12 protein-coding genes and 1 pseudogene are annotated in these 11,062 nt (G+C 71.8%); 8 read left to right on the top strand and 5 right to left on the bottom strand.

The genetic code is table 11. The annotated features are described in order from the left end of the window. A partial coding sequence (locus KF737_RS08675; protein WP_296453090.1) for a DUF2155 domain-containing protein occupies positions 1 to 733 on the top strand: 733 nt, incomplete at its 5' end. Positions 734 to 744: 11 nt separating this feature from the next. Here the strand turns inward: KF737_RS08675 and aat are convergent. Then, a pseudogene (gene aat, locus KF737_RS08670) lies at positions 745 to 1,320 on the bottom strand (leucyl/phenylalanyl-tRNA--protein transferase); the annotation flags it as partial. 116 nt (positions 1,321 to 1,436) lie between these two features. On the opposite strand from aat, the gene KF737_RS08665 reads away from it, so the two are divergent. From KF737_RS08665 to KF737_RS08645, 5 genes are read left to right on the top strand one after another with little or no spacing between them, the layout of a single operon-like run. After that, entirely contained in the window at positions 1,437 to 2,636 is a 1,200-nt protein-coding gene (locus KF737_RS08665; RefSeq protein ID WP_296453088.1) for a glycosyltransferase, read from the top strand. Position 2,637: 1 nt separating this feature from the next. Beyond that, positions 2,638 to 3,135 carry a PepSY domain-containing protein gene (locus KF737_RS08660; protein WP_296453085.1) on the top strand — a complete coding sequence of 166 codons (498 nt, stop codon included), beginning with the start codon at positions 2,638 to 2,640 and terminating at the stop codon, positions 3,133 to 3,135. 9 nt (positions 3,136 to 3,144) lie between these two features. Continuing rightward, positions 3,145 to 3,819, top strand: coding sequence for a response regulator transcription factor (locus tag KF737_RS08655; protein WP_296453082.1), 675 nt, complete (start codon positions 3,145 to 3,147; stop codon positions 3,817 to 3,819). Continuing rightward, on the top strand, positions 3,816 to 5,171 hold the full coding sequence (locus tag KF737_RS08650; protein WP_296453079.1) for an ATP-binding protein: 1,356 nt from the start codon (positions 3,816 to 3,818) through the stop codon (positions 5,169 to 5,171). The genes KF737_RS08655 and KF737_RS08650 overlap by 4 nt, the downstream gene beginning before the upstream one ends. Before the next feature lie 54 nt (positions 5,172 to 5,225). After that, the gene (locus tag KF737_RS08645) at positions 5,226 to 6,881 is read left to right on the top strand and encodes a Na/Pi cotransporter family protein (protein ID WP_367273220.1); all 1,656 of its coding nucleotides are present in this window, start codon (positions 5,226 to 5,228) and stop codon (positions 6,879 to 6,881) included. Here the strand turns inward: KF737_RS08645 and KF737_RS08640 are convergent, their stop codons facing one another. The 4 genes from KF737_RS08640 to aroQ all read right to left on the bottom strand — a co-directional run bounded on the left by KF737_RS08640 (position 6,882) and on the right by aroQ (position 9,588). Next, a complete protein-coding gene (locus tag KF737_RS08640; protein ID WP_296453076.1) occupies positions 6,882 to 7,058 on the bottom strand; it encodes a hypothetical protein in 177 nt (58 codons plus the stop codon). Between the two features lie 211 nt (positions 7,059 to 7,269). Further along, on the bottom strand, positions 7,270 to 8,616 hold the full coding sequence (gene accC, locus KF737_RS08635) for an acetyl-CoA carboxylase biotin carboxylase subunit (protein WP_296453074.1): 1,347 nt from the start codon (positions 8,614 to 8,616) through the stop codon (positions 7,270 to 7,272). Between the two features lie 4 nt (positions 8,617 to 8,620). Further along, positions 8,621 to 9,103, bottom strand: a complete 483-nt coding sequence (accB, locus tag KF737_RS08630; protein WP_296453071.1) for an acetyl-CoA carboxylase biotin carboxyl carrier protein — start codon at positions 9,101 to 9,103, stop codon at positions 8,621 to 8,623. 47 nt (positions 9,104 to 9,150) lie between these two features. After that, positions 9,151 to 9,588: a type II 3-dehydroquinate dehydratase gene (aroQ, locus tag KF737_RS08625; RefSeq protein ID WP_296453067.1), complete on the bottom strand. Its 438-nt coding sequence runs from the start codon at positions 9,586 to 9,588 to the stop codon at positions 9,151 to 9,153. Between the two features lie 259 nt (positions 9,589 to 9,847). On the opposite strand from aroQ, the gene thiS reads away from it, so the two are divergent. Next, positions 9,848 to 10,048, top strand: coding sequence for a sulfur carrier protein ThiS (thiS, locus tag KF737_RS08620; RefSeq protein WP_296453064.1), 201 nt, complete (start codon positions 9,848 to 9,850; stop codon positions 10,046 to 10,048). Position 10,049: 1 nt separating this feature from the next. Then, entirely contained in the window at positions 10,050 to 10,841 is a 792-nt protein-coding gene (locus KF737_RS08615) for a thiazole synthase (protein ID WP_296453061.1), read from the top strand. The last annotated feature ends 221 nt before the right edge of the window (positions 10,842 to 11,062 follow it).

Below are 11,062 nucleotides of genomic sequence, written 5' to 3'. Positions count from 1 at the left end.
GGGCGGCGAGTTCCTCGATCACCTGGTAGCCGTTGCGAGGCTCCTCGGCGATCAGGAGCAGTGCGGCCAGGCGGACGTCGCCACGGGGACGGCGCCCGCGCCGGCCCCCGCCGCGCCGGTCGAGGCCAAGGACGTGGCGCCTGCCGCAGCGCCCAAGGAACAGGTGGCCGAGAAGCCCGCCGCCGCGCCGATCCGCCGCGCCCGCTACGACATCGCCGTGCTGCAGGCGCTGGACAAGGTCACGGCCGAGACGCTCCGCTTCGAGGCCCGCGTCGGCGCCCCGGTGCGCTGGAAGGGGCTCGTCTTCACGGTCAGCGCCTGCGAACGCTCGGCGCCGGACGAGGCCATCGAGGACTCGATCGCCTACGTGACCGTCGACTCCCAGCCGCGGCCGCAGCCGGGCCGGCCGACGCCCGCGCCGAAGCAGGCGTTCAAGGGCTGGATGTACGCCTCGTCGCCGGGCCTGCACCCGCTCGAACACGCGACCTACGACGCCTGGGCGATCAGTTGCAGGGCCAGCGCGCCCGCGCCGGCCGCCGCGCCCGCGCCTTCGCGGCCGCCCCCCGCCAGGGCGCCTGAGGCGGCGGAGCCCAAGGTGCTCGACCTGCCGCCGGCCAAGGCCGTGCCGCCGGTGAAGGCCGCCCCGTCGCCCGCGACGCCCCCGCCCGCGGTCACGCCGGCGCCGAAGGCCGAGCCGGCCCCCAAGGCCGAGCCCGCCGCGCCCGTCACGTAGAAGCTGGCGCTCGTCTCCATCGCCGCCGCCAGTCGCCGGTGATACTCGGCGCGCGCGATCTCCTGCGCGCCGAACCGGCCCAGGTGGTCGGTCATGAACTGGGTGTCGAGCAGCCGGAAGCCGCCCGCGATCAGCCGTGACACCAGGTGGACCAGCGCCACCTTCGAGGCGTCGGTGCGCCGCGAGAACATGCTCTCGCCGAAGAAGGCGCCCCGCAGCGACACGCCGTAGAGCCCGCCCACCAGCGCTCCGTCCTGCCAGCACTCCACGGAATGCCCGTGCCCGATCTCGTGGAGTTGCAGGTAGAGCTGCTCGATGGGCCGGTTGATCCACGTCTCCGTCCGGCCCGGACCCGACGCGGCGCAGGCCAGCACGACCTCGTGGAACGCGGTGTTCACCCGAACCTCGAACCGGTCCGAGCGCACCGTCCGCGCCAGCCGCCGCGACACGTGGAAGGCGTCGAGCGGGATCACGCCCCGCCGCTCGGGGTCGATCAGGAAGACGCGGGCGTCCTCCCGCGCATCGGCCATCGGAAAGACGCCGCGCGCATAGCAGTCGAGCAGGTCACGGGCGTCGAACGCGGACATGGCCCCACGTCTAGCGCCGCGGCCGGAGCCGCCGCTAGCCCGCGGTTCGGCCGAACATGGGCAAAAGCAAATGTTCCGGCGAAGCGGCCGCCATCCGCGCCCGGCAGGCTTGGCCCATGCATGCATCCGGTCCTGTCGTCCTGTTCGCCGGCGGTCTCGCGGGCGACGGTGTCGCGCGCAACACCGTCCACCTCGCCAACGCGTTGGCGCGGCGCGGCGTGCCGGTGGAGATCATCTGCCTGAAGGGCGGCGCGCTGGCGGCCGAACTGCGCGGGCCGACGGTGACCTGCCTCGGCCGGGGCCGCGGCCCGCGGGCGCTGGCGCTCGCGGCGGCCGTGCCCGCGCTGCACAGGCGCCTGAAGGCGCTGGAGCCCTCGGTCGTCCTCTCGATGGGAAATCACGGGCACCTGGCCTGCTGGGGCGCGCTGCGGGGCCTTCCGGACACGCCGCGGCTCTACCGGATCAGCAACGACCCGGCGCACGGCGGCGCGGCGCAACGCGCGCTGCGGGAGCTGGGGCTGAGCGTCGTGGCCGCCGACGCGACCCGGCTGGTCTGCGTCTCCGCCGGGATCGCCGCCGCCGAGCCGTTCCGCCGCGCCCGGCGCGACGGGCGGGTGCGGGTGCTGCCGAACGGCGTCGACGCCGACGCGATCCGGGAGCGCGCCGCGCGGCCCGCCCGCCATCCCTGGCTCGCCGACGGCCGGCCCTACCTGGTGGCCGTGGGACGGCTGCATCGGCAGAAGAACTACGAGGGCCTGATCGACGCCCTGGCGCTGGCGCGCCGCGAGCGCCCGGACCTGCGCCTCCTGGTGCTGGGCGGCGGCCCCGCCGGGCTGCGCCGCGCCCTGGAGGCGCGCGCCGAGGCCGCGGGGGTTTCCGGCGCCGTCCGGTTCGAGGGGGAGGTGGCCAACCCGTTCCCGCTGGTCGCGGCGGCCCGGGCCTACGTCCTGCCGTCGCTCTGGGAAGGCGCGTCGAACAGCCTGCTGGAAGCCATGGCGTGCGGCGTCCCGATCGTCGCGTCCCGCACCGCCGGCGCCGCCGCCGACGTGCTCGAAGGCGGCCGGCATGGCGTCCTCGTCGATCCCGCCGCGCCTGCGGACCTGGCCCGCGCGATCCTGCGCCAGGCCGACCCGGCGACGTGCATCCCGCCCGGCGGACGGGCCGCGGCCTTTCGGCTCGACGCCATGCTGGCCCGCCTCTGCGCCGTCGTCGCCAGCGCGCGGCTGCTGCATGACGAAAACCAAATGCTGGCCGAACGCCCGCGCCATCTCGCCCGGCTATCCCAGGCGGCGCGGGGGCAAAGCACGGAGTACTGACATGAAGATCCGCACAGCTCTCATCGGCGCCGCCGCCGCGCTCCTGGCCATGCCGGCCGTGGGCCAGGTGGTCCGCCCGAGGGTCACGCTGGCCCAGGCCGTCGCGACCGCGGAGTCCCAACTGGGGGCCCGCGCCTACGACGCCGAGTTCGACATGGACCTGGGCGACATGGTCTACGAGATCAGCCTGGTGAAGGACGGCAAGCCCGTGGAGGCCCTCGTCGACGCCACGACGGGCCGCCTGGTGCGCCAGTCCAGGCCCCTGAAGGCGCGCCTGCCGATCGTCGGCGACCACCTGAAGGCCGCCCAGACCGCGCCGCGCACCCTCAGCCAGACCATCGCCATGGTCGAGGAGGCCACCAAGGGCAAGGTCGCCGAGATCGGGCTGGAGCGCCGCGGCGGGCGGCACTACTACGAGGTCGAGCTGGTCGGCGCCGAGGATCGCGAAGTCCTCGTCGACGTCCGCACAGGGGCCATCACGCCGCTGATCGGAGACTAGTCTGACGCCATGCACGTGCTGGTCGTGGAGGATGACGAGCGGGTCGCGGGCCATGTGGTGAAGGGCCTGAAGGGCGAAGGCTGGCTGGTCGACCACGTGGCCGACGGCAAGAAGGCGCTCTTCCAGGTCGCCGCCGAGGCCTACGACGTCATCGTCCTCGACCGCATGCTGCCCAACGTCGACGGGCTGAAGATCCTGCAGACCATGCGGGCGTCGGGAGACGGCACGCCGGTGCTGATCCTCTCCGCGCTCGGCGACGTCGACAACCGCGTGAAGGGCCTGCGCGCGGGCGGCGACGACTATCTCGCCAAGCCCTTCGCCATCTCCGAACTGATCGCCCGTGTCGAGGTCCTGGGCCGCCGCAAGGCCCAGCCGGTGCAGGAGACGACCGAACTCGGCCTCGCCGACCTGCAGATGAACCTGCTCACCCGCACGGTCACCCGCCGCGGCCAGCCCATCGAGCTCACCACCCGCGAGTTCGCGCTGCTGGAGCACCTGTTGCGCAACGCGGGCCGCGTGGTCAGCCGCTCCATGCTGCTGGAGGCGGTCTGGGACTACAACTTCGATCCCCAGACCAACATCATCGACCAGCACGTCAGCCGCCTGCGCGCCAAGATCGACAAGGACTTCGAGCCGCCGCTCCTGCAGACGGTCCGCGGCATGGGCTACAGCCTGCGCGCATGAACCTCCGCCGCGTGCTGAAGAGCCTGACGCTCCGGCTCACCCTGGTCTACATGGCGCTCTTCACCGGGTCGGTCGGCCTGATGCTGGGCGTGACCTATGTCGCCGGCGTCTGGCGGCCCCTGCAGGAGGTCGAGGCCGCGATCCGGGCGGACAGCGCGCGGCTGGCCGCGATCTACGCCACCCAGGGGCGCGACCCCCTGATCCGGGCGCTCGAGGCGCGCGTGGCGGCGGCGAAGGGGCGGTTGCCCTATCATGTGCTCATCGCGCCGGGCGGCGCCGTGGTGGCGGCCAACCTCCAGGACTGGCCGGAGATCCATGCCGGCGAGTGGATCCGCTACGAGTTCGGCACCTACGCCACCGGAACCGAGGAGGAGCACGAGGCCGTCGTGCGCGACCTGGCGCTGCCCGGCGGCTACCGCCTGCTGATCGGCCTCGACACCGAGGACCTGGACGAGCGCGAGGACCTGATCTTCGAGGCCCTGTCCTGGGGCGCGGGCATGAGCCTGGTGCTGGGCCTCATGGGCGGCCTGATCATGACCTACGCCGTCTCGCACCGGCTGGAACGGATCAACCGCGCCGCCCGCGCCGTCATCGCCGGCGACCTCTCGGGCCGCGTCGAGCTGCACGGCAGCGACGACGACTTCGACCAGCTCTCGGCCACGCTCAACGAGATGCTGGCGCGCATCGAGGGCCTCGTCGCCTCCATCAGCCGCGTCTCGGACAACATCGCCCACGAGCTGCGCACGCCGCTGACGCGCCTGCGCGCGGAGCTGGAGGAGCTGTCGGTCGCCGACGATCCGGAGGAGGTCCGCGTGCGGACCGGCGCGGCCCTCGACGAGGCGGCGCGGCTCCAGTCGATGTTCGAGGCCCTGCTGCGCATCGCCCGCCTGCAGGGCGGTCGCCGCGACGGCGATGCGCCGGTCGACGTCTCGCGGCTGCTCGCGGACGCCCTGGACCTGCACCAGCCCGCCGCCGAGGACCGCAGCCTGGGCTTTGCGGCGCACATCGATCCGGGCCTGGCCGTCCAGGGCGACCGCGACCTGATCTTCCAGATGGTCAGCAACCTGCTCGACAACGCGATCAAGTTCACCCCGCAGGGCGGCGCCGTCCGCCTCGAAGGCCGGCGTCGTGGCGGCGCCGTCGAGATCGTCGTCTCCGACACCGGGCCGGGCGTTCCGGCCGACGAGCGGTCCCGCGTGCTGGAGCGCTTCTACCGGCGCGCCGGCGACGAGGTGGCGGGCTTCGGGCTGGGCCTGAGCCTCGTGTCGGCCGCCGCCGAACGGCACGGCGCCACGCTGCATCTCGAAGACGCCGACCCGGGACTGCGCGTCGTGGTTCGATTCCCGACTTGATGTGGCGGCCCGCCGGCCGCCTTATGTCCGGCCCCCGGATGGAGGCCTTCCGCCATAGACACCACGCTGGTCATCCTCGAACTCGCCGGCTTCGCCGCGCTGCTGATGTGGGGCGTCCACATGGTGCAGACCGGCGTGCAGCGGACGTTCGGGCCGCGGCTCAGGCGCTTCCTGGCGGGCGCGCTGCGCAACCGGGTCCGCGCGTTCGGCGCCGGCGCCGCGGTGACCGTCGCGCTGCAGAGCAGCACGGCGACCGCCCTGATGCTGACCGCCTTCACCGCGGGCGGGCTCGTCGAGCTGGCTCCGGCCCTGGCGGTGATGCTGGGCGCCAACGTGGGCTCCAGCCTGGTCGTCCAGGCGCTTTCGTTCGATATCGCGATCCTGGCGCCGATGCTCGTGCTGGCCGGGGTCGTGCTCTGGCGGCGCGGCCGCGAGGCCTGGCACGACTTCGGCCGGGTCCTGATCGGCCTCGGTCTCGTGCTGACCGCCCTGCACCAGTTCCTTCAGTTGCTGGAGCCGCTGGTGGCCCAGCCGGGCGCCGGCGAGATGCTGCGCATGCTGGGCCAGTACATCCCGCTCGTGGTCGTCGCCGCGGCGGTGCTGACCTGGGCGGCGCATTCGTCGGTCGTGACGGTCCTGCTCGCCATGTCGCTGGCGTCGAAGGGCGTCGTGGGCGTCGAGGTGGGCGTGGCCCTGGTCCTGGGCGCGAACCTGGGCTCGGCGATCAATCCGATGCTGGAAGGCGACGTCGGCTCCAACCCGGCCAATCGCCGCCTGCCGCTGGGCAACCTCCTGAACCGGCTGGCGGGCCTGGCGCTGGTGCTCGGCTTCTTCGCCCATGTCGCGCCGTGGGTCGCGAGGCTGGGTCCCGACCCGGCGCGCGCGCTCGCCAACTTCCACACGTTGTTCAACCTGGCGCTCGCGCTGACCTTCCTGCCGTGGCTGAAGCCCTACGCCGAGATGATCCGGCGTCTCCTGCCCAGCCCTGCCGCCGAGGCGAAGCCGGGCGCGCCGATCTACCTCGACCCGGCGTCGCGCGAGACGCCGCAGGTCGCGCTGGCCCTGGCGACGCGTGAGGGCCTCCGCATGGCCGACACCATCGAGGGCATGCTGAAGGGCCTGCGTGAGGCCCTGCAGTCCGACAGCCGCGAGCCGATCACCACCACCCGCCAGTTGGACGACGTGCTCGACGGCCTCAACAGCGCCATCAAGGGCTTCGTCCTCGGCCTGCCGCACGAGCGGCTCTCGCCCGCGGACCTGGAGCGTCAGACGGAGGTGCTGACCTTCGCCACCAACCTGGAGCACGCCGGCGACCTGATCGCCAACGACCTGCTGAGCGTCGCCCGGCGCCGTCAGGCCCGCGGCGTGTCGTTCTCGGAGGAGGGCGAGGCCGAGCTGGTGCGGCTGGTCGACCGGCTCATCGGCAATGCGCGGCTCGCCGGCTCGCTGTTCCTGAACCGGGACCCCGCCACGGCCCGCTCGCTGGTCGCGGAGAAGGACGCCTTCCGCGAGATCGAGACCGAGGCGGTGGCCGCCCACTTCGCCCGCCTTCGCTCCGGAAACGCCCGCACCGTCGAGACCAGCTCGCTGCACCTCGACGCGCTGCGCGACCTCAAGCGCATCAACTCCCACCTCGTGGAGGCCTCGGCCTACCCGATCCTGCGCACCGGCGGCGAGCTGCTGCCCAGCCGGCTCAGGACCGTGAAGTGATCAGCCGGCCGCGATGAGGTCCAGCACCTCGGCGGTCGCACGCACGTCGCCGAAGCTGCGGTAGACGGTCGTCAGCGCCGTCGTCGCCGGCTCCAGCCGCTCGAACGCATGCAGCCGCCCACGGCGCTCAAGCTGCCGCTGATACTCGCGCTCGGGAATCCGCCAGTCGTGCTGCATCCGGCGAGTGGGCGTGATTCGCGCGGCGGCCGTCCACTCACCGGTTGTCATCCCGGTTTCGCCGCAGGCGAAGACCGGGACCCAACCGTCCGGTGCTCTGAGGTTGTTATCTGGCCCCGCCCGCCAGGGCCGGCCCCCAACCATCGACGCGCCGGCGGGTTGGGTCCCGGTCTTTCGCTGCGCGAAAACCGGGATGACATGGGTTGGGTGGCTAGCTGCCTTGGCTCGCCATCCAGCGTTCCAGCCAGTGGATGTCGTAGTCGCCCTTCAGGATGTCGGGCTGGTGCAGCAGGTCCTGGAAGAGCGGGATGTTGGTGTCGATGCCCCCCACCACGATCTCGCCCAGGCAGCGGTTCAGGCGCGCGATGCACTCGGCCCGGTCGCGGCCGTGGACGATCAGCTTTCCGATCAGGCTGTCGTAGTAGGGCGGGATCGAATAGCCGGCGTAGAGCGCGCTATCCATCCGCACGCCCAGGCCGCCGGGTGCGTGGTAGTCGGTGACCAGGCCCGGCGAGGGGGCGAAGGTCTTCGGGTTCTCGGCGTTCACGCGGCACTCGATGGCGTGGCCCTCGAAGACCACCTCCGACTGCGTGAACGACAGCGGCAGGCCGGCGGCGATGCGGATCTGCTCGCGCACCAGGTCGATGCCGGTGATGGCCTCGGTGACCGGGTGCTCGACCTGGAGGCGGGTGTTCATCTCGATGAAGAAGAACTCGCCGTTCTCGTACAGGAACTCGATGGTGCCGACGCCCAGGTAGCCGATGGCCTTCACCGCATCGACCACGATCTTGCCGATCCTCGCCCGCGCGGCGGCGTCGATGGCGGGCGAGGGGGCCTCCTCCAGCACCTTCTGGTGGCGGCGCTGCAGCGAGCAGTCGCGCTCGCCCAGGTGGACGACGTTGCCGTGGCTGTCGGCCACCACCTGCAGCTCGATGTGGCGCGGGGTCTGGAGGTAGCGCTCCATGTAGACTGCGTCGTCGCCGAACGCGGCCTTGGCCTCGCTGCGGGCCGTCTGCACGGCCTCGACGAGGTCGGCCTCGGTCCTGGCCACCTTCATGCCGCGCCCGCCGCCGCCGGCGGCCGCCTTGATCAGGACGGGGAAGCCGATCTCCTTGGCGGCCGCGTAGGCCTCCTCCTCGGCGGTCACCGCGCCGTCCGAGCCGGGCACGACCGGGATGCCGGCGGCCTTCACCGCCTGCTTGGCGGTGATCTTGTCGCCCATCATGCGGATGTGCTCGGGCTTCGGGCCGATGAAGGTGAAGCCGTGGGCGTTCACGATCTCGGCGAAGCGGGCGTTCTCCGAGAGGAAGCCGTAGCCCGGATGCACGGCCTGGGCGCCGGTGATCTCGCAGGCGGCGATGATCGCCGGGATGTGCAGGTAGCTCTTGGCCGCGGGCGGCGGGCCGATGCAGACGCTCTCGTCGGCAAGTCGAACCCACATAGCGGATGAATCCGCCTCGGAATGCACGGCGACGGTGGCGATGCCCATCTCCTTGCACGCGCGATGGACCCGCAGCGCGATCTCGCCCCGGTTGGCGATCAGGATCTTGTCGAACATCGGCCTACTCGATGATGGCGAGCGGCTCGCCGAACTCCACGGGTTGGGCGTCGTCGACCAGGATCTCCACGATCTTGCCGCCGCGCGGGGCCGGGATCGGGTTCATGGTCTTCATGGCTTCCACGATGAAGAGCGTCTGGCCGGCCTCCACCGTGTCGCCCACCTTCACGAAGGGCGCGGAGGTCGGGTTCGGTTGCAGGTAGACGGTGCCCACCATCGGCGACTTCACCTCCTCGCCGGCCGCGCGGGCCGGGGCGGCGGCGGCAGGCGCGGCGGCCGGGGCCGGTGCGGGGGCCGCAGCGGCGGCCGGGGCAGGCGCGTAGTGAACCGGCGCGGCGGCGGCCGTCGCCTGCTTGGCGACGCGGATCTTCAGTTCGCCCTGTTCGACTTCGATCTCGGTCAGCCCGGTCTCGGTGAGGATGTCCGCCAGCTTGCGCACGAGGCGTGCGTCGAACGGATCGGCGGGCGCCTTCGAAGAGGTCGGCATGGGTGTTCGGCCCTTATCCTTCAAGAAACGGGGTCTTTCGGTCTGGTCTAGCGGGCGAGGCCCGCGGCGGCCTCGACGGCCAGTTCATAGCTCGCCGCCCCGAACCCGGAGACGACTCCGGTCGCGGCCAGCGACACATAGGTCTTCCTGCGGAACGCCTCGCGCGCGGCAGGGTTCGAGAGGTGGCACTCCACGATGGGAATGCTCAGCATCTTCAGCGCATCCAGGATGGCGATGGAGGTGTGCCCGTACGCCGCCGGGTTCAGGACCAGCGCCGAAGCCTTCCCGCGCGCCTCCTGGATCCAGTCGACCAGCTCGCCCTCGTGGTTGGACTGCCGGAACACGACCTCGAAGCCCCTGGCCTTCGCACGCGCCTCGCAAAGGGCCCGCACGTCGTCCAGGGTCTGATGTCCGTAAATCTCCGGCTCGCGGGTCCCGAGCAGATTGAGGTTCGGGCCGCTCAGCACATAGATCGGTTTCGGCATTGAGCTCCGCCGTCGATTCCGGCGCCCTTTTAGCCACCCAGCGCCGCACCCACAAGGACAGCGGCCCCATTCCCGCTCATCCCCATACCCGCTTATCCCCCATTTCCCGCTCATCCCCGCGCATGCGGGGACCCAGGCTTGCTTGAGGACCAAGACAACCGCTCCGAAGGATAGTCTGGGTCCCCGCATGCGCGGGGATGAGCGGGGGAGGGGGAGCGGCGCCCTTGTTTTCCCTCGCCGCCAGCCCCACAACCGCGCCATGCGACTGACCGTCAACGGAGAGAGCCGGAGCTTCGAGGGCGTCCGCGACGTGGCCGGCCTCGTGGCGGCGCTCGGGCTCAACACGAAGAAGGTGGCCGTCGAGCGGAATCTGGAGATCGTGCCGCGGTCGGTCTATGCCTCCACTCCGCTCGCCGACGGCGACCGGATCGAGATCGTGGCTTTCATCGGAGGCGGCTGACGTGGACGGCGCGACCCACACCCAAGACGATGCCTGGACCGTCGCCGGCCGCACCTTCCGCTCGCGCCTGATCGTGGGCACGGGCAAGTACAAGGACTACGGCCAGAACGCCGCCGCCGCGAAGGCGGCGGGCGCCGAGATCGTCACGGTGGCGCTGCGCCGCGTGAACCTCAGCGACACCGGCGCGCCCATGCTCTCCGACTACGTGAAGGAAGACGAGTTCACCTACCTGCCCAACACCGCCGGCTGCTACACCGGCGAGGACGCCGTGCGCCTCTTGCGCCTGGCCCGCGAGGCCGGCGGCTGGAGCCTGGTGAAGCTGGAGGTGCTCTCGCAGACGCCGCACCTGCTGCCCGACATGGAAGAGACGCTCAGGGCGCTGAAGCTGCTGATCGCCGACGGCTTCGACGTGATGGTCTACTGCTCGGACGACCCGGTCTATGCGAAGAAGCTGGAGGACGCGGGCGCCGCCGCGATCATGCCGGCCGCCGCGCCGATCGGCTCGGGCCGCGGCATCCAGAACACGCTGAACCTCGGCCTCATCATCGAACAGGCCAAGGTCCCGGTGCTGGTCGACGCCGGCGTCGGCACGGCCTCGGACGCCGTGGTGGCCATGGAACTCGGCTGCGACGCGGTGCTGATGAACACCGCCATCGCCGAGGCCAGGGACCCGATCCGCATGGCCACGGCCATGAAGCACGCCGTCATCGCCGGCCGCGAAGCCTACCTCGCCGGCCGCATGGCCAAGCGCCTGTACGCCGACCCGTCCTCGCCGCTGTCTGGGCTGATCTGACCTTCCCTCCCTTAATGGGGAGGGACAGGCCGCGAAGCGGCCAGGGTGGGGCAGTGTGGTGCGTGAACGCCGAGGGCGGGGATGATCCAGGCTTCCCCACCCTGCCCGCCGTCGGGCTGTCCCTCCCCATTAAGGGAGGGAAGGGGCCGTTACGTTATCCTGTAACGCACCCTGAAACCGTTCCGTACTCCCGCGTCCGCCGCCGGCTCGGGCACGACCCG

It is taken from the genome of Phenylobacterium sp. (genome assembly GCF_019636135.1).
In the GTDB taxonomy this organism is placed as follows: domain Bacteria; phylum Pseudomonadota; class Alphaproteobacteria; order Caulobacterales; family Caulobacteraceae; genus Phenylobacterium.
Note: the sequence above shows the minus strand (reverse complement) of the source record. Positions and strands in the feature narration are given on the sequence as shown.